The following is a 20,060-nucleotide window of genomic DNA, read 5'->3' as shown; positions in this document are numbered from 1 at the left end:
GAATGAGACATGCCGCACGACAACCGAGATCTCGGCCGCGAGGTCCGGGACCGTGTCAAGCGTACGGGCGAGAAGTACCAGGAGGCCCTCACCGCCATTCGTGATGGCCGACGCTACATCTTCGCCGATGACGTGGATCGATTTCTCGCGGGGGAGGGGCGGCGGGGTGTCCCGCACGAGGAGGCCGAGGACAAAGAGTTCTTGCTCGCTTCTATGCGCAACGGGGTATCCGAGTGCTACACGTGCGGGGACCCCAGTGACGCCAGCGCCGAGGACATCACCGTACAAATCGTCGTCACCAGCTACGACCCCGACCTCAGCCCAGCGACCAAGCTGCTCGAGCTCCGACGCAACCACGCCCGCTGCGCGCCGTCCCAGCTGCTCTGGGTGAACCGGAGAGACATCTCGCGCGCGCCTGCTCATACAACGATGTGTCTGCGCGACCAGTCTCTGTCGGAAGGCACGTTCGCCATCACTCCCCGGCCGGTCATGCTGCCGCCCGATTTCGGCCTCGACCCGCAAGGCGCCCCAGAACCGGCCCTGTTCATCACCGTCGCGGTGGCCGAGGATCGTGGTCGTGGTACGGCACCGTGGCTGTCGGAGCTGGAGCGAGTTTTCTGGCTCCCCGCCGGATTCGGCGAACGCTTCACGGAGGCAACCGTCAAACCTGGCTGGTCGGTGCGGCTCGTGCAGGGGTATCAGAGCAGCCTCGTTCCGAACTGGGTGGCCCTACGGGTCGCCGAACCGTTCGAGGAAGATGAGCCGCCCGGCCACCTCTACCTGGGAGCGCTCGATCTCCCGACGGCTTGGGCTGAAGCTCTGCCGGCAGCGGGCGCCCGTGGAAGGATCTTGGTGCTCGTCGGCCCCCGCGCCCTGAACCGTGAGGTCCCGCTCGTTTCGCCGGAATTCGAACCGGGACAACTCGGAGAACTGCTGGAAGACGGTGCGTTCTTGGGGGCCTACCTGCCCTTCATCCACGATCAGGTCAGCACCGGACAGGGGGCGCCGCTCCCGGGCGCCCTCGATCACGTCCACGAGCCTGACGGGCCGAAACGGGGATGACACCCAGCACAAGATCCGACTGCTGTTCACGCCTACCTGGCCTGGCGCGACACCCACGCTCGCCATCCCGCCGTGCTGGCCGCCCAACGCCGCGAACGCGCCCGCATCCGCATCCGAAGGGCATCCGCTGGGGCGGCCGACCTCTCAAATCCGCGGCCTGAAACCCTCACCCGACCCGTTGATCGTTTCCGGTCACCTCCGTGGTGTGCGTGCGAGGGTCCAAGGTGCCGGTTTCAGCCGCGGCGGTAGGCCAGGGTCGGCCGCGACTGAGCAAGATCTCAACGGTTCCTCAACACGCGCTCCCCTACCTTTCGATCATCAACTTCGGATCAGGGGAGGGACACCATGATCTCTACGATGAAGGTGTTGGTGGGGGCTGCGGTGCTGGCGGGTGGCCTGGCGGTGGCGAGCGTACCCGCCCAGGCAGCGGCGGGCCCGATCAACTACTCCTGCGGACCTCACATCGACACCCCGCGCTCCGGTCGGCAGGTCGACCGCGTCAGCGGCTACAACGTCAGGCTCTTCATGAAGGCCAACGCCTACGGCGGACGCGACATCTACTTCGTCAAGGGCTACGGCCTGCGCCCGGGCGACAAGGTCTCGCTCGACTGGTCCGACACCAAGGGCCGCACCTACCACGCCTGCCACGGTACGGTCCACCGAGGCCGCACCGGCGCCCAGACGTGGGCCATCGACGACCCGGGCGGCTACCGGAGCTTCCGCGCCTGCGTCAAGACGCGCGGCTCCTGGCACTGCACCTACTGGAACGTCGGCTCCTGACCTTCCCCGCGAAAGCCCCTGCGGAGGGATCGAGGAAGACCTGGATCGGTGGCCCCCGCGTGGCGGGCCTTGCGCCTGGGCCGGACGAGCAACGCCGGTGGCGTCCGCCAGGCGCCGGCGTTACGAGCGATAGAGGCATCGTAGGTAGCGGGCATGGGGGCCACGGCTGGGCCCGTGGCCCCCATGTTTACGATCGAAGGCGCTCGACAAGCCGGGCAGACGTCCTGGGGCGGGTTCTCCCCGCGTCGGACCGGTGAAGGTTCGTGGTCACCGCACCAGAGGCTGATCACGTCGGCACGGAGGTCCACCTGTGCGGGGTCGGGATCGTTGCCCATGAAGATCAGTTCGTCACAGCCGATCTGGTCGAAGGCGACGATCGCGGCGGTGAGCTGTTCTGGTTCGGTGTAGGCGATGGAGATGCCGTATTGCGCGTACTCGTCGCCGGGCGTAGTAAGCGCCGATGCCATCGGGTCCGAGCGCGTACATCACCGAGTGCCACGGGGCGGGGCGAGCCTCAGCCGCAGGCGGCCGGGCCCGGCGAACTGGTCCAGGGTGGCGAAGGCCTTGGCGAACAGTGCATGGTTGGCGTGCAGGGGCGCGAGAAGCACGCTGGTCAGGAGCTGGATGCGCGAGGTGGCGCCGGCTGCGGCGGCCGACGTCGTGAAAGGCTCCGGCGTCGACCAGGCCAGACGGTCACTGATTCCTTCAGAAAAGGGATGGTGCGATGGGCGTGACCGGATCGTCCGTCAGCCTGGCCGGTCAGGCTTGATCGGGACGCCGTGTGAGCCGGTCGGGTCGTACCGCAGGAGCGCTTGGAGATCGGCGACGGGCAGGACTCCGGAGACCGGCGGGCGGCCATGCGAGTTGATCGGCTCCTTGCTGGGCTGCTTCACCGCCTGCCGAAGGACAAGCTTCGGCGCCTTGTGCTGCTGGTCTGCCCGGACACCGTCCTGCGCCGGCACCGCGATCTGCTGCGGCGCCGTCATGCCGGAGCCGGTTCGCCTCGCCGGCGCGGACGTCCGCGTACCGTCCCGGCCATTTGATTGCTGGTGTTGCGGCTGGCACGGGAGAACGGCTCATGGGGTTACCGGCGCATTCACGGTGAGCCGGCCGCGCTTGGTATCAAGGTCGCGACTCCCGAGCGGACGGCTACGACCTGGGCCGCGTTCCTGCGCAGCCAGGCAGGTGTCTTGCCGGCATGCGACTTCTTCGAGGTCCGTACTCTCATCGGCGCTCGCCCGTACGTTCTGGCGGTCATCGAGCATGCCACCCGCCGTAACCTTGTCATGGACTAGAGGATGTGGGCACCACAGCCAGGTCCCTGCTGGACCGGACCTTGATCCGGAACGAGCGCCATCTTCTTCACGCGCTGCGGACCTTCTACGGCGAGCACCGGCCGCATCGTGCTCTCAGGATGCCGCCTGACCTGGCCGGTTGAATAATCGGCACCCGCAGCGTCGGTGCAAGATCGTGATGGTGCGCATCCATGAACGCAAGCCCGGACACCACGAGGTCATGATCTGGTGGGCCACCGTGCACCGGATGACCTGCCGCCTCACGCGCGAACTGGCAGGCCGGCCACCCCAGGGCCGCTGGAGCGACCCGCCACCGCTACCGGTCCTGACCAGCCCGACCGGCGCGGCAAGGTCCTGCAGCTGCCGGCCGCTCACCAGGGTTACATCAACAAGATCGGACCAGCCCTTTACGTCAGCAGGTTCCAAGACACGCTTCGAGAGCTGATCAGCCGACCACCACGTCCAGGAAGATCGGCTTCTTGGCGGACAGCAACTGGGTCCCGGTCTCGTCGGTCATCTTCCAGTAGATCTTGCATCTGCCGGGGGAGTCCGATGCGCGGACGCGTACCGCGATGTCGACGGGCTCGCCCGGCTGGACCGGGCTTATCTCGACCCGTTTGGGGGCGCGGCACGGGGTGTCGTTCAGCCGGGTGAGAAAGCGTCCCCGCCACGGGATGGTGCCGGTGTTCCTGATCCGCCAGATCTTCGTGAACTCCGTCCCCGTTTTCACCACCGTGCCGTCCGGATGGGTGACGTCCTGTTCGAAGGCGGAATCGTCGTAGGGGGAGGCGGCCCGTGCCGGGGTGTTCGGCGCGGTGGGCTCGTCCTTTCCGGAGAGCGGGGAGAACCAGGTGAAGAGGGCGGCACCGGCGGCGGCAGCGGCGGTCGCGACCGCCGCGATCATGGCCGGCCTCCTGGCAAGGGGAGGTCGGGTTCGGCGTTCGGGATGCTCCGCCATACGGACCTCTGTCTCGATGCGCCCGGCACGGGCCTCGGCGGGTCCGGCGCGGGTCTCGTCGTGACCCGTACGGCCCTCGGTGGTCTCGCTACGTGCGGCGGCGCTCGCGGCCCGCTCCCAGTGGGCTCGCCACTCGCGCCTGGCCTCCTCGGCGTCCTGCCTCAACCGGTCGACGGCGAGGACCCGGACGAACTCCCACGTCGTCTCCCAGGTCGGCAGGACCTGCCCCCGGGCGGCGGCTGCCAGCGAGGACTTCGAGGCCGCCGCGCCCATACGGGTCGACATCTCCGCGAAGGACGGGTCGCCCGCCTCCGCCTTGAGCTCCCACAGGCGGTACGCGAGGGCCGCCACCGGGCCCGCGGCCGGTTCAGGCCGGACCGGCTTTCGCCCGGGCCGAGCTCCTCTGCCCGTCCACTGCGGGTCAGGCTCGTCTCCCTGCGAGCCTGACGTCCCCGGTAATTCCGGCATCTTCACCTGCCCTATCCGGCGCCGTCATCCGGCCGTGCCGACGACCCGGCATGGCCTGTGACGCCTGAGAGCAAATGAGATTACCTGAATTGTCCGAATAAGTCCGGAAATCTGCGGGTTGCTTGGACGCCTCGGTCATTCACCCGCGCATGCCCGGAAGCCGTACCCCGCCGCGAAGGATCGCAATGCCTTCTCGTTCTCGTCCGGTTCCAAGGACTGTTCCACCGCCTTCTTCGCCTCGCCCTCCCTGCCCGCGCGCATCGCCGCCTCCGCGCGTCCGCTGAGCTCGCGCAGGCTCGCGGCCAGCGCCCTGGCGGGCACGAAGAACCTGTTCCGCACCTGCGGGACGTCACCATCGGGCGGCGCGATCGCTTCTATCGCGGCGATGGTGCCGGTCATCGACTCCGACGCGCGGCGCAGCTCGTCCACCTCCTCGGGCAGGTTCGCAGGTGGCTCCTCGCGGAGATCCGACTGCCGGGACGCTTCCTCACACACCGCGTCCACGGCGGCGATGTATTGCCTTTTGACGTCCTCGTACGGTTCCTCCTCCGCCACCGAGACCGTTGCCCACAGCACCATGGCAAGGGCCGGCACGACCCCGCCGACGATCACGCGCCACGCCGGGACATGCCTGCTCTCACGCGATCTCATCCGCCGCTCCCTCCTTCGGAAGAGAACGCCCTTGGCGCTCGCGCGAGCGCCAAGGGCCGAAGTCCGGCCGAGCTGTGTCCCCGTCCCAGCTCGGGATCAACACCGGATCCGGCGCTCCTGCGACCGCTTGTACAGGGTGGCCACTTCGCTGCCGCGCAGGACAGAGTAGAGATGCACCTTCGTCTGGTTGCGGTAGAGCTGACTGCCGCCGGAGCACTTCCACGAAGGGGTCGTCGTCACGGTGAACGCCGCCCTTCCCTTCTTCACCTCCGAGGTGGCCTTCGTCCGCCAGAAACCGAGCCCGCGATACTGCTGGAGGCTCGTCTTGACCACGGCCCGGCGGCCCCACTCGCCCTTCTCGCAGTGGACCTGCCTGCTGGTCGTGATGTAGGCGCCTGTCCTGTACGGGGTCTTTATCCGCTGCCAGCCCTTGCAGCGGTCGTGGTACCCGATCCCCAGGTAGGACTTCGCCGACCAGCCCGGCGCCAGGACGGCCGAGCTGTCCGAGGCGGCGGTGACGCCCAGCCCCGTCTGCGCCGACGCGGACGACCCCGCCATGAGCCCGGCCGTCAACCCGACGACGAGAGCCGCTCCTGTAATCCCTTTTCGTCCGATCATCGGATCTCCTTTCAAAGAAATCCTCTGCACTTTCCGACTCGGGAGTCCCCGATCAACCGCGCACAGAGATTCAGCGGAATATCCGAACACCTGCCAATGGCGTCGATACCGAACACTGTCGCCGGGAACGGCACCACTCTGACCGCCAATGCCCGGCACCGGCAAGCGATCTGCCCCGTCCAATCATCCAAACATTGTCCAGAGCTATTAGGACAATCGAATCCGCAGGTCAGGAACTTGCGACAGGGATTCAACGTGCCGGTGGAATCTTTCCCGGCCTCATACGATCAGTGCCCACATCGAGCCCGCCTCGGAGTGTCGCAGCAATTGCGGCACTCCAACAATTCGCAGGGCGGCAAGGCATCGGTTGTCACCGGCATCGAGCGGCGGGTCGACGGTCAGCCGGATGAGGCGGCGGCCCGGGGGGAGCGACTGTGGTGAGTAAGCGAGGAGGGCTCGGGTGAGAACTTCACCCGTGCGGCGGGACACGTCGGCGGCCGCCGCGATCCAGTCGATGGACGGTGTCGTTCCGCCGACGCTCAGGCGGACCTCCACCATGGCTGTCTTGGCGATCTGTAGTCCCTTGGCGTGGGCAAGCATGGGTGACGGCGAGCCGGGTCGCCGTCACCCGGGCGTCGGGATGCTACGCGGGCGGCTGGAGGACGGTGACCACGTGGGTGGTGCTCGCTGACTCGATGGTCGAGTTGCCGAGCAAGTTGACGGTGTACGTGTGTTCGCCGGCCGTGGTCGGCGTATCGGAGAAGCTGAACGACCCGTCGGCGGCGGGGGCCAGCTTCACCAGGCCCTTCGAGGTGACGGTGCCATCCGGGCTGACGACCTTGCGCGAGACGGTGACGATCGTCCGCGGGAAGGTGATGCCGTCGGCGCCGAAGGTCCCGCTGAATTCGAGTCGCTCGCCGACGTTGCCCGTCGCCGGTCCGGTCACGGTGAGCGTCGGCTCGTACAAGGCCGCCGTGACGGTCACCGAGGAGCCGCTACCCCGGAACCATGAGTTGCCCGGCCAGTACACCTGATACTTGAACGCCCCGATGGACGGCGGGGCGTCGGTGAATCGGTAGGTCCCGTCCGCCGCCGTGGTGATCTCCTGGAACGGCCTGGAGGTGCCGTCGGGGAGCCAGCGGTACAGTTCGAGCGTCTGTACGCCGGGTGGCAGTCCGCTGCTCAGCGTGAGTCGTCCGCTGAGGGTCGACTGCTTGAGCGCGGTCACCTTGGAGGGAGCCGTCAAGGTCAGCGTGGAGGAGTGGTAGGGCGAGGGCGGCAGCCGCCAGAGGTGCATCCGCCCGGTGCCGGGCTCTTTCAGAACCGCGAAGGTGAGTGTGCCGTAGAACTCGATGCTGCCCGCCACCACCGCCTTCCCCTGGTGGGCGGCTGTGTAGATGACCTCCGCGTTGGTCGCGTCGTACACCACGAGCTCCGCCGCGTCGCCCGCGGAGGAGTTCCAGCCGCCCACGACGTAGGCGCCGTCCGGGCTGGCCGCGACAGCGGTGGGGAGACCGTGCTCGCCGAATCCGCTGCTGTCGTAGGCGCGGCCCCGCGTCAGGGCTGTCGTGTCCCAGGCGTCGAACCGGCGGGTACCGTCCAACGCCGACAGCGCCGCCGACCCGTACTCGGCGAGTGCGAGATCCCGCAGGGCCGGCAGCCCGTTCGCGTCGCCGCGGATCTCGCCGCGCGAAGTGGCAGGCGTGGTGCTGATGTCGTACACCTTGACTGTGGCGGGGCTGACTCCCGGCTCCCCGGCCACCAGCGTGCTCCCGGCGACGGCGACGAGCGGAGCCCGGGTCGTGGCCGGCCCGACCCGGACGGGGGTGGGTGTCGCCGCCGCCGGAATGAGGCCGAGAACGCCTCCCCCTCCCGCTTCGCCGCAACCGAATCCGATCCACAGCCGATCGTACGACTGCGCCAGGCTCGACGGGCACGGGTACGCGGTGAGGTCGATGCGCTTGGTGATGGCGAGCGTGGTGGTGTCGATCTCGATCACTTCATGCGAATCGCGTAGCGCCGCGTACACCTTCCTGCCGGTCTCCGGCGAGGCCAGGGCGACAGCACCGGACAGGCCGGGGATCGTGTTGATGACCTTGCCGTCGATGGACGTGACCACGATCTGGTCGCCGGCGGCGACGAAGACCTTGCTGCTGCGCGCGACCACGTCTCCGCCCTTCCCGGCGACGCCGAGGTCGGTGACGGTCGCGGCGGCCGCGGCGGTCGCGGCGACGGGCGCCTGGGTGACGAGCAGGGCCGCCGTCAGGAGCAGGGTCCCGGCCCAGGCGACTAATCGGCGGGACAGGGGAGCACGGGCAGAGGTTGGTGGGCGCACAGGCACTCCGTTCTGGAGGAGAAGGGGAGAGTCGAGCACCCGGCATGACTACGGGACCCGCTCCCGCTGACGATCTTCGTTAATCGAACACATATTCGCATAGTGTGAGATTGCCGTCCAGGGCATCGGTCATGGGATCCGGGCAAGAAAGGTGTCACGAGCCTCAGGCGGCGTTGACTCGCCTGGTCGATGTAGGCCTCCGATTCGCGCCGGCCGTACGCGAGCCGCTGCCGCACGAACTCGACGTCCAGCCCCCTGCGCCCGGGAGCCGTGCCTGCCGTGGGTGTGCCCGGCCCAGAGCGCGTCGATCCCGCCCAGCAGCCGGTACGGCAGGGCCGCGCCGTCGCGCTCGGCCGGCCGGCCCTCCTCCAGCCGGTCGGCCGCCTCCAGCAGGATCAACGTCGTCAGCAGGCCGTCCGTCTCCAGTGGCCGCCCGGCCGCGTGCGCCCGGTGCAGGCGCCGCAGGATCGCCGGCTGTCCCGCTCGGGAGGGATCAGCGGGCGAGTACGTCGATCAACGTCAGCGCCTTCGACCAGCGCCGGGGAGTGGTCCGCGATTATCCGTACAAGTCCGTACGCAGCCCGTTACCATGACGGCGAGCCGGGCCTGAGGAGGCGCTCGTGCAGGAGCAGGCACTCATCACGACCCGCGAGGAGTTCGGCCAGGCGTTGACCCGGCTGCGCGAATCGGCCGGGGTGTCGGTGCGCCAGGTGGCGGCCAAGGTGGGGGCCGACATCGCCTCCAGCACGCTGGGCGACTGGTTCGCCGGGCGCGGCCTGCCCTCCCTCTCCTCCCGCGACCTGCTGGTCGAGGTCCTGCGGGTGTGCGGGGTGAGCGACGACGCGGCCGTGGAAGAGTGGCTCAACGCCTGGCACCGGGTACGCCGCGCGCCCGGCCGGCGGCCGGCGGGGCCGGAGCCGTACCGGGGGCTGGCGGCTTTCGAGACCGAGCACGCCGAGTGGTTCTTCGGCCGTGCGGCGCTGACCGGGCAGCTCGTCGCCCGCCTGACCGAGCCGGGCCTCCGGCTCGTGGTGGGCGCCTCGGGCTCGGGCAAGTCCTCGCTGCTGCGCGCGGGGGTGGTCCCCGCGCTGGGCAGGAGCGCCGCCGTGTTCACGCCGGGGCCGCACCCGATGGCCGCGCTGGCGCGGCAGCGGGGTGAGGTGCTGATCGTGGACCAGTTCGAGGAGGTCTTCACGGTCTGCGAGGACCAGGACGAGCGTACGAGGTTCGTCGCGGCGCTGAGCGAGGCGGCGGAGCGGACGGTGGTCGTGGCCGGCCTGCGCGCCGACTTCTACGGCCAGGCCATGCGCCACCCCGAGCTGCTCGCGGCGATGCGCTCCGGCCAGCTCGTGGTCGGCCCGATGCGCGAGGACGAACTGCGCGCCGCCGTCGTCGAGCCCGCCCGCAAGGCCGGCATAGAGATCGAGAACGGCCTGGTCGAACTGCTGCTGCGCGAGGTCGCCCCGGCAGGCGCCGACGGCGAGGCGCACGAGGCCGGTACGCTGCCGCTGGTCTCCCACGCCCTCTACGCGATGTGGCGCGAGAGCCAGGGCAGGCGGCTGACCATCGCCGACTACCGCAAGGTCGGCGGCATCGGCAGGGCCGTGGCCGACAGCGCGGAGAAGGTCTACCTGGGCCTGAGCGAGCACCGCCAGGAGCTGGCCAGGAGGCTGTTCCTGACGCTCGTCCACGTGGCGTCCGACACCGCCGCCACCCGCAGGAGCATGACGATCGCCGAGGTCCTCGCCGACCACGACCCCGCCGTGGCGGCCGAGGCGGAGGACGTGCTCGACGGCTTCGTGGCCGAGCGCCTGATCACCGTCGACCTCGACAAGGTGCAGATCAGCCATGAGGCCCTGCTCACCGCCTGGCCCCGGCTGGCCGGCTGGCTGGAGAGCGACCGGGCGGGGCTGGTCGTCGGCCGCGACCTGGCCGAGGCCGCGGCGCGGTGGGCGAAGGAAGGGGACGACCCCGGCGCGCTCTACCGCGGCTCGCGGCTGGCCGTGGCCCGCCTCTGGGCCGAGGGCGCCGGACCGCACGCCGCTCCCGGACCGCAGGCCAGGCGGTTCCTGGCGGCGTCCGTCGAACGCCAGGAGGCGGAGGCCGCCGCGCGGCGGCGCGGCACCCGGCGGCTGCGCCGGCTGGTGGCCGTGCTGGCGGCGCTGCTGCTGCTGACCACGGTGGCGGTGGTGGTCGCCGTACGCGGGCAGCGCGACATCCGCGATCAGCGCAACGCGGCGCTGTCCGGCAAGGTCGCCAACGAGTCGGTCGCGCTGCGGGCGGGCAACCCGGCGCTGGCCGCGCAGCTCGCCCTGGCCGCCCAGCGGCTCCGGCCGAGCACAGAGTCGCGCGGCGCGGTCCTCAGCACGCCGGCCAACCCGTACGCCAACGTGCTGACCGCCCACGCCGGCGCGGTCTACGCGGTGAACTACAGCCCCGACGGCAGGCGGCTGGCCACGGTGGCGCTCGACGGCACGCTGCGGATGTGGGACGTGACCGATCCGCTGCGGCCGGGCGCGCTGTCGTCGGTGATGGGCGACGCGAAGGGCCTCGCCGCGGCCGCGTTCGCGCCGAGTGGAGAGTTGGTGGCCACCGCCGGCAACGACAACACGGCCGACCTGTGGGACGTGCGCGACCCCCGGCACCCCGTGGCGCTGGCCACGATGGGCGGGCACAGCATGGGGATCATCGGGGTGGCCTTCAGCCCCGACGGGACGATGCTGGCGACCGCCTCCTACGACGCCACCACGCTGTTATGGAACGTTACGAATCCCAGCAAACCGTACCTGCAGAGCACGCTCAAAGGCGCTCCCAAGGAGCTGTCGGACGTCGCCTTCAGCCCGGACGGCAGGACGCTGGTCGTCACCGCCTTCTCCAACGACGTCATGCTCTGGGACGTCGGCGACCCGCGCCACCCCGAACGCCTGCCCGACCTGCGCGGTCACACCGGGGCCGTGCTGGCGGCAGCCTTCCACGGCGACACCCTGGCCACGGGCGGCTTCGACAACACGGTACGGCTGTGGGACCTGCGCGATCCCCGGCACGGCAGGCCCCTGGCCACGCTCTCCGGGCACGAGAACGGCGTGGTCGCCATCGACTTCAGCCCCGACGGCCGCTCCCTGGCCACCGGCAGCTACGACCGCACGATCCGGCTGTGGGACCTGACCGATTTCCGCGCCGACCCGATCGTGATGACGGGGCACTCGAACACCGTCTACACCGTCCGCTACAGCCCCGACGGCCGCGTCCTCGCGTCCGGCGGGCGCGACGACACCGTACGCGTGTGGGACCTGGGCCGGCCCCTGCTCGGCGGCCACCGCGGCACGGTCTACGCGCTCGCCTACAGCCCCGACGGCCGCCTGCTCGCCACGGCCGGCCATCCGGTGATCAAGATCTGGGACGTGTCGGCCGATCCCCGCCCGCTGGCCACGCTCACCGGGCACGCCAACGGCGTCACCGCCGTCGCCTTCGCCCGCAACGGCACGCTCCTGGCCAGTGCCGACCTGGACAGCTCGGTGCGCCTGTGGGACCTCACCGACCCGGCCCGCCCCCGGCTCCTGTCCGAGACGGCGGCCGGCATCGGCAACATCTTCGCCGCGGCCATCAGCCCCGACGGAAGGAGCCTGGTGGTGGCGGGCGAGAAGTTCGACGTGTACGTCTGGGACATCTCCGACCCCGCGCATCCGGTACGCCGGGCCGTCGCCAAGGGCCACGAGGCCGCCGTCAACGCCGTGGCCTTCAGCCCCGACGGCCTGCTGCTGGCCACCGGCGGCGGCGACCGGACCATCCGCCTGTGGCGCACCGCCGACCTGGCCCCGCTCGGCGTCGCCACAGGCCACGGCGGCACGGTCTACTACCTCGCCTTCGACCGCACGGGCACGCTGCTGGCCAGCGGCAGCGGCGACCGCACGGCCCGGCTCTGGAACGTGCGCTCCCTCGACCGGCCGATCGCCGTCCTGCGGGGCCACGCCGACAGCGTGCAGTCGGTGGCCTTCAGCCGCGACGGCCGCACGCTGGCCACCGCCAGTGACGACCGGACCGCGATGCTCTGGGACATCGCCGACCCGGCCGGAGCGACCGCGCTGGCCACCCTGACCGGCCATCTCGGGCAGGTCAACAAGGCGGTCTTCAGCCCGGACGGCGCCACCCTGGCCACGGTGTCCGGCGACTCGACCGCCCGCCTGTGGCCGGTCGACCCCGGCGCCGCCGCCCGGCAGATCTGCGCGCTGGCCTTCCCGCCGATCACCCCGGCGGAGTGGCGCCAGTATCTGCCCGACGTGCCCTACGACCCGCCCTGCCCAAAGGACGCCGCCACCGGCCGCGCCCCGGCGGGCTGACCCCCCCACCCGCCGGGCACCACGACCGCGCCGTCAGGCGGGGCCGACGCTGGTCGCGATCGCGCGTCCCAGCTCCTCCGGACGGGTGAACTGCGGCCAGTGGCCCGTGGGCAGGTCGACGTAGTCGACGTGGCGGATCTGGGCGAGCTCCCGCGTGAACGCGAGCGACTGCTCCATCCACTTCTGGATCGTCGCGGTCGAGAACTCGCAGGCGATGACGGTGGCGGGCACCTCGTAGCGGCGCTCGTCGGACAGCCGCACCCGGTCGCTCGCGACCCGCGCCGGCGAGGGGATCGCCCGCTCGCGGAAGGCCGCGCGCAGCTCGTCGTCGAGGTCGACGAGGTCCTCCGCCTCGAAGAGCCCCCAGTCGGGCAGCGGGATCTCGCCGTTCTCGACCGGGAGCTCGTCGTTGATGAGGCCGCCCTCGCCGGGAGGCACGCTGTCGACGTAGACGACCCGGGCCACCCGGTCGGGGCGCGCGTCGGTGGCGACGTGCGCGATGGCGCCCCCGCCGGAGTGGCCGACCAGCACCACCTTGCCGCCGGCGGGGTCGAAGGAGTCGATCACCTTGACGACCGCGTCGACGTGGTCGCGCAGGGTGATCTGGGAGCGGTCGGCGTCTTTCGACTCCATGCCGGGCAGCGTGAGCGCGTGGGGCCGGTGGCCGACCTGCTCGAGCGCGGGGACGACCTCGTCCCAGGACGAGCCGTCGAGCCAGAGGCCGGGAATCAGGATGATGTCCATCGCCCCGAGGTTAGAGCAGCTCACCGACAATATTCGATTACTCCCCGGTCAGCCCGTCCACCGACTCCCGGATGAGGTCCGCGTGGCCGTTGTGCCGCGCGTACTCCTCGATCATGTGGCACAGGATCCACCGCAGGCTGGGCGTCTGGCCGTCGGGCCAGGTGCGCTTGGCCGGCTGGCCGAGGTCGCCGTCGGCCAGCGCCTCCGCCACCGCGGACCGCGAGCGGGACACCGCCTCCTGCCAGAGCGCGAAGAGCTGCTCGGGGGAGTCGCCGGCGGCCGAGCGCCAGTCCCAGTCGCGGTCGGACTTCCAGTCCACCGTGTCCCACGGAGGCGGCCACTCTCCGCCGCGCAGCGCCCGGCTGAACCAGTAGCTCTCGACGTAGGCCAGGTGCTTGAGCATCCCGCCCAACGTCATCGACGACACGCCGACGGTCGCCTTCAGCCCGCCCGCGTCCAGGTCCGAGCACTTCCATGCCAAAGTCTCGCGCTGATAGTCGAGGAAGCCCAGGAGGGTCGCGGTCTCGTCGGCAGCCAGAGGGGGCTCGTGGCGGCCCTGCTCGTCCAGTTGAGTCACGAGCGCTGAGTCTAGGGGTTCGGCCGCCGCCTCGGGTGGGTGAATCCTGTCGGGAGCCTATGCCGCCTCGGGTGGGCGAATCTTGCCGGGACCTTGCCGAATCGGTGGCGGGGAAAGCCGCGCCGTTCGTGGTGGACCACGGTGGAATGGGCGATGTCGTGCAGCGCAGGAAGACGGGATGCCGAAGTGCTCGATCGGGTCCGTGAGGCCGCCGGAACGGCGCTGGTGGAAGACGTCGGCGCGGTCGTCGCGGCGGCGGCCGCCATGTCCGGGCGGTTCCGGCGCGGTGGCAGGCTGCTGGCTTTCGGCCGGGGCGAGGCCGCCTCGGACGCGGCGCACGTCGCCGTGGAGTTCACCCACCCGGTGATCGTGGGCAAGCGCGCCCTTCCGGCGCTCAGCCTGGGCGCCGAGCCCACTTCACTGCCGGTTCTGGGACGCCCCCAGGACATCGCCGTGGGGATCCGGCCGCTCGACGGCGACCTGGCCGCCGCCCGCGGGCTCGGCATGCTGACCGTCGCCCTGACGGCGGACGAGGAGTGCGCGCAGGCGGAGCACGTGCTGACCGCGCGGAGCACGGATCCGCTGGTCGCGAGGGAGATCCACATCACGATGTACCACCTGCTGTGGGAGCTGGTCCACGTGTTCCAGGAATCGGAGTGCCCCGCGTGAACGGCGAGTCGGCGGACGAGGAGGTCTGCGACTCCTGCGTGACGTGTGGCGATGTGGCCGTGGCCGTGCGGGTCGTGGGGCTGCTCCCCGACGGGCTGGCGCGTGCCGACACCGGCGCCGGGACCGAGGAGATCAGCGTGGCGCTGGTGGAGGCACAGGTCGGGGACACCGTGCTGGTGCACGCGGGCGAGGCGATCGCCGTACTCGGAAAGGACGCCCGATGACCGAGACGCTCTACCCGTTCCTGCGGCGCGACCCGCTCGACGTGACCGCGTCCACCGCGGAGAAGGCCCGCGAGAGCCTGGAGCTGCGGCGGCGGGTGCTCGACGAGATGGAGGGCCCGCTGGTGGCGTGCGCGGCGGCGCTGGCCGCCGCCTTCCGCGGCGGCGGGCGGCTGTTCACGTTCGGGAACGGCGGCAGCAGCACCGACGCGCAGTCGGTGGCGGACCTGTTCACCGGACGTGGCCTGCCCGCGGTGTCACTGGCGGCCGACACGGCGCTCGTGACGGCGCTCGGCAACGACGTCGGCTTCGAGGTGGTGTTCGCCCGCCAGCTCGCCGCGCTCGGCGGCGAGGGCGACATCGCCTGCGCCCTGTCCACCAGCGGCGGCTCGGCCAACGTGCTGCGCGGCCTGGAGCGGGCCGCGGGCCTGCGGATGGTGACCGTCGGGTTCGCCGGCTCCGGAGGCGGCCGCATGGCGGAGGAACGGCTGGCCGAGCACCTGTTCGTGATCCCGTCGTCGTCGGTGCACCGCATCCAGGAGGCGCAGGCGACCCTCTACCACGTGCTGGCCGAGCTGGTGCCGGCCGCCCGCGAGACCTCCTCACACCGGGGTTCAGCAGATGCGGGGTAGCGGGTCGCCCACCAGGACGTCGACCACCCGGGTGCCGCCGAAGGCGGTGCGGAGCAGGACCAGCCCGGCCGGTGCCGCGGCGACGGTCCCGATGATCGCGGCCTCGGCGCCCAGCGGATGGGAGCGCAGCACCTCGAGGGCCCGCCCGGCGTGCTCGCCGTCGACCACCGTGACGAACCGGCCCTCGCAGGCGACGTAGAGAGGGTCGAGGCCGAGCAGCTCGCAGACGCCGGTGACCTCCGCCCGTACCGGGATGTCGTCCTCCCGCAGGACGACGGCCACCTCCGACGCGTTGGCCACCTCGTTGACGACGGTGGCCACCCCTCCCCGGGTGGCGTCCCTCAGCGTACGGACGTGCTGCGGCAGCGCGGCCAGCAGTTCGGCGACGATGGCGTGCAGCGGCGCCGTGTCGGAGACGATCGGCGCTTCGATGCCGAAGTCGTCCCTGGCCAGCATGATGGCGGCGCCGTGCTCCCCGATCGGGCCCGAGACGATGACCGCGTCCCCCGGCCGCGCGTGCGAGGCCGACAGCGTGACCGGCAGCTCGACGAGCCCGACCCCGGCCGTGGTGATGAAGCAGCCGTCGGCCTTGCCGCGCTGGACGACCTTGGTGTCGCCGGTCACGATCGTGACGTCGGCCGCCGCCGCGGCGGCGGCCATCGAGTCGGTGATGCGCCGCAGGTCGGCGACGGGGAAGCCCTCCTCCAGGACGAAGCCGGCCGACAGGTGGGCCGGTCGGGCCCCGCACATGGCCAGGTCGTTCACGGTGCCGTTGACGGCCAGGTCACCGATGTCCCCGCCGGGGAAGAACAGCGGCGAGACCACGAAGGAGTCGGTGGTGAAGGCCAGGCGCTCGCCGCCCACCCGCAGGAGCGCGCCGTCGTCCAGCGGCGCGAGCAGCGGGTTGCGGAACGCCTCCAGGAAGACGGCCTCGATCAACGTGTGGGTGGCCTTGCCCCCGGCGCCGTGGGCGAGCGTGATGCGCTCCTCCCTGACGACGGGCTTGCGCCGCCGGATCCGCTCGATGCGGGCGAGCACCTGCTGTTCGCGGTTCATGCCCGGCTCGCCTCCTCCGCCGGCGGCCGGCCGGAGGAGGTCGCGCGCATCTCCTCCCGGCTGAAGCGCCCGAAGTTGTAGTACGCGGCACACGCGCCCTCCGAGGAGACCATGCAGGTGCCGATCGGCGTCTCCGGGGTGCACGCGGTGCCGAACACCTTGCACTCCCACGGCTTGAGCACGCCCTTGAGCACCTCGCCGCACTGGCACGACCGCGGGTCGGCGACGCGGACCCCGGGCAGGTCGAAGACGCGTTCGGCGTCGAAGCGGGCGTACTCGTCCGACATGGCGAGGGCGGAGTGCGCGATGAACCCCAGCCCGCGCCACTCGAAGTGCGGCCGCAGCCGCATCACCCGGCCCATGGCCGACAGCGCGATGCGGTTGCCCTGCCACGGCACGACGCGGGAGTACTGGTTCTCCACCTCGCAGCGGCCCTCGGCGAGCTGCGTCAGCAGGCGGTGCACCGCGTCAAGGATGTCCAGCGGCTCGAACCCGGCGACCACCAGCGGCTTGCCGTGGTCGCGGGCGATGAACTCGTACGGCTGGCAGCCGATCACCGCCGACACGTGGCCGGGCCCGATGAACCCGTCGAGCCGCAGGTCCGGCGAGTCGAGGATGGCCTTGATCGCCGGAATGATCATGACGTGGTTGCAGAAGACGGAGAAGTTGGCCAGCCCTTCGGCCTCCGCGCGCAGCACGGTCATGGCCGTGGACGGCGCCGTGGTCTCGAAGCCGATGGCCATGAAGACGACCTTGCGGTCCGGGTTGGCCCGCGCGATCTTGAGCGCGTCCAGCGGCGAGTACACCATCCGGATGTCGGCCCCGGCCGCCTTGGCGTCCAGGAACGAGCCCTGCCCACCGGGCACCCGCATCATGTCGCCGAACGACGTCATGATTACGTCCGGCCGGCGGGCGATGTGGATGGCGTCGTCCACGCGGCCCATCGGGATCACGCAGACCGGGCAGCCTGGGCCGTGCACGAGGTTCACCTCGGCCGGCAGGTGGTCCTCCAGGCCGTGCTTGTAGATGGTGTGCGTATGACCGCCGCACACCTCCATGAACGTGTATCGGCGCCCCGGCCGGCAGCGGGCGGCGATCTGCGCGGCGAGCGCCCGCGCCGTGCCCGCGTCGCGGTACTCATCGACGAACCGCATCAGAGGTCCTTCCTAGGCGATGTCCGAGGTGCGCAGCGCGTCGAGTTCGTCCTCGTACGCCTGCCCGAGCCCGTTGAGGTAGTCGAGCACCGCCTGCGCCTCCAGCTCGGAGATCTTGGACAGCGCGAACCCGACGTGCACGAGCACCCAGTCGCCGGGCGCGAGCGCCTCGTCGGCGAGCAGGCCGACGTTGATGCGCCGGCGCACGCCGCTGACGTCCACCACGGCGAGGTCCTCGTGTTCGGGCAGGCGCTCGACGAGCTCACCTGGAATGCCAAGGCACACCGGACACCTCCCCGCCGGAAGCGCCTGACGTGGCGAAGGTGAGCGACTCCAGGACCAGCTCCTCGCCGCCGCTGATGTCGACGCCGTCGTCGCCGCAGCCCGGGCAGACCGCCAGCGTGTCGACCGACTCCGAGCGCTCGCCGCAGTTGCGGCAGCCGACCGTCATCGGCGTGATGACGAGCTCCACCACCGCGTCCTGCACGGCCGTGCCGGCCGCGGCCAGCGTGAACGCCTGCCCGAAGGCCTCGTCGACGACGGCGTGCCGGGCGCCGACGCGTACCCGGGCGGCCGCGACCGCCCTGCCTCCCGCCTGCTGCTCGATCAGCTCGACGAGCCCCTCGCACATCCCGATCTCATGCATGCTGCCCCTACATTCGCTCCATCTTGATGTATCGCCGGATGTCCGGCCACAGGCGGATGACGACCAGCGCCATCCCGCAGAGCACGACCAGCTTCACCGTGCGCGACTTCCACATCTCACATCACCTCACCGTGGGTGCCGGATCGCGGGCGTCCGGAGTGGCACTTTCCGCAATCATGTCCATAACCAGGGACTTCACTAGGCCGGCCGCCTCGCCGATCATCGCGCGCACCGGCGCGCTCAGCTCGAACGGGTCCTCCTCGACCGACGCCGGCTCGCAGCAGACGACCCGCACCCGCGCGGGGAGCCGGCCGAGCTGCCGGGCCAGCCGCAGGACCCGGACCGGGTCCATGCCGTGCGTCTCCACCGACGCGTCGTCCCCGTCCGGCAGCTCGGGTTCGAGGACGGTGAGCGTGCCGGGAGCCAGGCCGCGCGGGGCGGCGTCCACGAAGACCACGCCCGTGTAGTCCCGCTGCAGGGCATAGGCCAGGTCCATGCCGCGGATGCCGAAGTCGACGACCTCCATGCCCGGCACGCCCGCCTGCCCGGCCAGGTGGCGGGCCACCTCGACGCCGAACCCGTCGTCCCCCAGGAACACGTTGCCGATCCCGGCCACCAGGACGCGGCCGGGGGCCGGGCGGCCGTCCTGCTCCCCGAGGGGCTCGATCTCCTCGGCGGAGTAGAAGAACCGGTGCCCGGGCAGCCGGGCCTCGCCCAGGTCACGCCCGGGATCGTCGTCGAGCGTGACCGCGATGTGGAAGGAGCCCTCGTCGTCCTGCTCCACGCTCTCCACGACGGCCACGCGGCCGTCGAGCACGAGGTCGAAGACGTCGGCCTGCGCGCGGGGCCGCAGCCGTACCCGGCTGCCCGGTCCGATCGGCACGCCGGCGATGACGATCTCGGCCGGGCCGCGGTCCGCCATCCGGGTCCAGAATCCAGTCATTCGTGTGGCTCCGTCCTGCGCATGATGCCGTGCAACCGCATCAGCTCGTCGGGTGTGAGGGAGTCGCAGCGGTCGAGGATCGCGCGGGCGCGCGGGTCCCCGTGGCGGATCTCCTCGCGTTCCCGGTCGCTGAGGGCGAGCACGCTCAGCGTGAGAAGCTGGTCGATCTCGGTCGCGTCGAAGAGGTCGCCGGGGCTCTCCGGCGAGATCCGCGGGTGGTCGTAGAGGATGATCGGCGCGGACAGCACGGTGTGCCGGTCGCCCTCCGGCCCGGCGAGCACCGGCCAGACGCCGGCGTTGTCGCAGTCCGCCGCCTCCGCCCGCAACTCCTCCGGCGGGTCCATGAGGGAGACGAACCTCGCCCGCGGCGCGCGCAGCACGGTGTGCGCGGAGACCAGCGTGCGCCGCATGGCCTCCTCGCGGCCGCCCCCGGGCCAGGGCGTGGTGTTGACCACCTCGACCGTGATCCGGAACAGGTCCGGGCGCAGCCGCCGCGCGCACGCCTCGATCCGGCCGTTCAGCTCCCGCCAGCCGCCTTCGGGAGACTGATCTCGTGCCGGGATGTCGATCTTCTCGATGACCGGGCCGTGCAGCAGGTCCTCCAGGACCAGGCCCGGCATGCTCACCTCACGCTCCTGGGCCTCCTCGCCGGTCGCCTCCGGCTCCCCGGCGCGGAGCCGGGTGACGACGTGCAGGAAGCGCACGGACACGTCGACGAGGTCGCGGGGCCCGGCTTCGAGCAGGCACTCGGTACGCGTCAGCCACGGGTTGCCGTCGTTGGCCCGCCCGTACGCCTCGGGGTGGACGCCGCCGATCGTCCAGCGGTGCCGGTTCTTCAGCGACGACTCCCGGTACGGCCACAGCAGGTAGCCCTCGTACAGCACGGCCTGCGCGATCTGCCTGACAGGGTCCAT

Annotated in this window: 23 protein-coding genes and 1 pseudogene; 8 read left to right on the top strand and 16 right to left on the bottom strand. The window is 71.1% G+C overall.

Annotation, left to right across the window (positions count from 1 at the left end; all coding sequences use genetic code 11):
• Positions 1–9 precede the first annotated feature (9 nt).
• From AB0J87_RS57015 to AB0J87_RS57005, 3 genes and pseudogenes are all read left to right on the top strand, one after another.
• Positions 10–1,062 (top strand): hypothetical protein, encoded by a 1,053-nt coding sequence (locus AB0J87_RS57015; protein ID WP_363983139.1) that lies wholly within the window; start codon positions 10–12, stop codon positions 1,060–1,062.
• Between the two features lie 21 nt (positions 1,063–1,083).
• Positions 1,084–1,223, top strand: a pseudogene (locus AB0J87_RS57010) (IS630 family transposase); the annotation flags it as partial.
• A gap of 196 nt (positions 1,224–1,419) precedes the next feature.
• The gene (locus AB0J87_RS57005; RefSeq protein WP_355211232.1) at positions 1,420–1,842 is read left to right on the top strand and encodes a hypothetical protein; all 423 of its coding nucleotides are present in this window, start codon (positions 1,420–1,422) and stop codon (positions 1,840–1,842) included.
• On the opposite strand, the gene AB0J87_RS57000 is transcribed toward AB0J87_RS57005, so the two are convergent.
• From AB0J87_RS57000 to AB0J87_RS56990, 3 genes are read right to left on the bottom strand one after another with little or no spacing between them, the layout of a single operon-like run.
• Entirely contained in the window at positions 1,821–2,309 is a 489-nt protein-coding gene (locus AB0J87_RS57000) for a hypothetical protein (RefSeq protein WP_363983135.1), read from the bottom strand. The genes AB0J87_RS57005 and AB0J87_RS57000 overlap by 22 nt on opposite strands.
• A gap of 18 nt (positions 2,310–2,327) precedes the next feature.
• Positions 2,328–2,531: an LLM class flavin-dependent oxidoreductase gene (locus AB0J87_RS56995; RefSeq protein WP_363983243.1), complete on the bottom strand. Its 204-nt coding sequence runs from the start codon at positions 2,529–2,531 to the stop codon at positions 2,328–2,330.
• 57 nt (positions 2,532–2,588) lie between these two features.
• Positions 2,589–2,828, bottom strand: coding sequence for a hypothetical protein (locus AB0J87_RS56990; RefSeq protein WP_363983132.1), 240 nt, complete (start codon positions 2,826–2,828; stop codon positions 2,589–2,591).
• A 57-nt stretch (positions 2,829–2,885) separates the two neighbouring features.
• Here AB0J87_RS56990 and AB0J87_RS56985 point away from each other — a divergent pair, with 57 nt between their 5' ends.
• Positions 2,886–3,137 carry a hypothetical protein gene (locus tag AB0J87_RS56985; protein ID WP_363983129.1) on the top strand — a complete coding sequence of 84 codons (252 nt, stop codon included), beginning with the start codon at positions 2,886–2,888 and terminating at the stop codon, positions 3,135–3,137.
• Positions 3,138–3,582: 445 nt separating this feature from the next.
• On the opposite strand, the gene AB0J87_RS56980 is transcribed toward AB0J87_RS56985, so the two are convergent.
• From AB0J87_RS56980 to AB0J87_RS56960, 5 genes are all read right to left on the bottom strand, one after another.
• Positions 3,583–4,446 carry an NBR1-Ig-like domain-containing protein gene (locus AB0J87_RS56980; RefSeq protein ID WP_363983126.1) on the bottom strand — a complete coding sequence of 288 codons (864 nt, stop codon included), beginning with the start codon at positions 4,444–4,446 and terminating at the stop codon, positions 3,583–3,585.
• Between the two features lie 252 nt (positions 4,447–4,698).
• A complete protein-coding gene (locus tag AB0J87_RS56975) occupies positions 4,699–5,214 on the bottom strand; it encodes a hypothetical protein (protein ID WP_363983123.1) in 516 nt (171 codons plus the stop codon).
• Positions 5,215–5,310: 96 nt separating this feature from the next.
• Positions 5,311–5,832, bottom strand: a complete 522-nt coding sequence (locus AB0J87_RS56970; protein WP_363983120.1) for a hypothetical protein — start codon at positions 5,830–5,832, stop codon at positions 5,311–5,313.
• Positions 5,833–6,111: 279 nt separating this feature from the next.
• Positions 6,112–6,432 (bottom strand): hypothetical protein, encoded by a 321-nt coding sequence (locus AB0J87_RS56965; RefSeq protein ID WP_363983117.1) that lies wholly within the window; start codon positions 6,430–6,432, stop codon positions 6,112–6,114.
• A 43-nt stretch (positions 6,433–6,475) separates the two neighbouring features.
• Entirely contained in the window at positions 6,476–8,167 is a 1,692-nt protein-coding gene (locus tag AB0J87_RS56960) for a hypothetical protein (RefSeq protein ID WP_363983114.1), read from the bottom strand.
• Positions 8,168–8,787: 620 nt separating this feature from the next.
• Here AB0J87_RS56960 and AB0J87_RS56955 point away from each other — a divergent pair.
• Positions 8,788–12,504, top strand: a complete 3,717-nt coding sequence (locus AB0J87_RS56955) for a helix-turn-helix domain-containing protein (protein WP_363983111.1) — start codon at positions 8,788–8,790, stop codon at positions 12,502–12,504.
• 33 nt (positions 12,505–12,537) lie between these two features.
• On the opposite strand, the gene AB0J87_RS56950 is transcribed toward AB0J87_RS56955, so the two are convergent.
• Together AB0J87_RS56950 and AB0J87_RS56945 are read right to left on the bottom strand one after the other, a co-directional pair.
• A complete protein-coding gene (locus AB0J87_RS56950) occupies positions 12,538–13,248 on the bottom strand; it encodes an alpha/beta hydrolase (RefSeq protein ID WP_363983108.1) in 711 nt (236 codons plus the stop codon).
• Positions 13,249–13,285: 37 nt separating this feature from the next.
• Positions 13,286–13,825 (bottom strand): DinB family protein, encoded by a 540-nt coding sequence (locus AB0J87_RS56945; protein ID WP_363983105.1) that lies wholly within the window; start codon positions 13,823–13,825, stop codon positions 13,286–13,288.
• Positions 13,826–14,011: 186 nt separating this feature from the next.
• Here AB0J87_RS56945 and AB0J87_RS56940 point away from each other — a divergent pair, with 186 nt between their 5' ends.
• From AB0J87_RS56940 to AB0J87_RS56930, 3 genes are read left to right on the top strand one after another with little or no spacing between them, the layout of a single operon-like run.
• Positions 14,012–14,494 (top strand): phosphoheptose isomerase, encoded by a 483-nt coding sequence (locus AB0J87_RS56940; RefSeq protein ID WP_363983102.1) that lies wholly within the window; start codon positions 14,012–14,014, stop codon positions 14,492–14,494.
• Positions 14,482–14,718 (top strand): HypC/HybG/HupF family hydrogenase formation chaperone, encoded by a 237-nt coding sequence (locus AB0J87_RS56935; protein ID WP_363983099.1) that lies wholly within the window; start codon positions 14,482–14,484, stop codon positions 14,716–14,718. Before AB0J87_RS56940 ends, AB0J87_RS56935 begins: the two co-directional genes overlap by 13 nt.
• On the top strand, positions 14,715–15,347 hold the full coding sequence (locus tag AB0J87_RS56930) for an SIS domain-containing protein (RefSeq protein ID WP_363983096.1): 633 nt from the start codon (positions 14,715–14,717) through the stop codon (positions 15,345–15,347). The genes AB0J87_RS56935 and AB0J87_RS56930 overlap by 4 nt, the downstream gene beginning before the upstream one ends.
• Here AB0J87_RS56930 and hypE read toward each other — a convergent pair.
• The 6 genes from hypE to AB0J87_RS56900 all read right to left on the bottom strand — a co-directional run bounded on the left by hypE (position 15,330) and on the right by AB0J87_RS56900 (position 20,060).
• Entirely contained in the window at positions 15,330–16,403 is a 1,074-nt protein-coding gene (gene hypE / locus AB0J87_RS56925) for a hydrogenase expression/formation protein HypE (protein ID WP_363983093.1), read from the bottom strand. The two genes, AB0J87_RS56930 and hypE, sit on opposite strands and share 18 nt — an antisense overlap.
• A complete protein-coding gene (gene hypD / locus AB0J87_RS56920) occupies positions 16,400–17,557 on the bottom strand; it encodes a hydrogenase formation protein HypD (protein WP_363983090.1) in 1,158 nt (385 codons plus the stop codon). Before hypD ends, hypE begins: the two co-directional genes overlap by 4 nt.
• A gap of 12 nt (positions 17,558–17,569) precedes the next feature.
• Positions 17,570–17,842: a HypC/HybG/HupF family hydrogenase formation chaperone gene (locus AB0J87_RS56915; RefSeq protein ID WP_350737797.1), complete on the bottom strand. Its 273-nt coding sequence runs from the start codon at positions 17,840–17,842 to the stop codon at positions 17,570–17,572.
• Entirely contained in the window at positions 17,820–18,203 is a 384-nt protein-coding gene (locus tag AB0J87_RS56910; RefSeq protein ID WP_350737794.1) for a hydrogenase maturation nickel metallochaperone HypA, read from the bottom strand. The genes AB0J87_RS56915 and AB0J87_RS56910 overlap by 23 nt, the downstream gene beginning before the upstream one ends.
• 121 nt (positions 18,204–18,324) lie before the next feature.
• Positions 18,325–19,146 (bottom strand): hydrogenase maturation protease, encoded by an 822-nt coding sequence (locus AB0J87_RS56905; RefSeq protein WP_363983085.1) that lies wholly within the window; start codon positions 19,144–19,146, stop codon positions 18,325–18,327.
• Positions 19,143–20,060 (bottom strand): hypothetical protein, encoded by a 918-nt coding sequence (locus AB0J87_RS56900; protein WP_363983082.1) that lies wholly within the window; start codon positions 20,058–20,060, stop codon positions 19,143–19,145. Before AB0J87_RS56900 ends, AB0J87_RS56905 begins: the two co-directional genes overlap by 4 nt.

The sequence above is a fragment of the Nonomuraea sp. NPDC049625 genome (assembly GCF_040675285.1).
In the GTDB taxonomy this organism is placed as follows: Bacteria; Actinomycetota; Actinomycetes; order Streptosporangiales; family Streptosporangiaceae; genus Nonomuraea; species Nonomuraea angiospora_A.
This window is presented reverse-complemented; position numbering and strand designations above follow the sequence as displayed.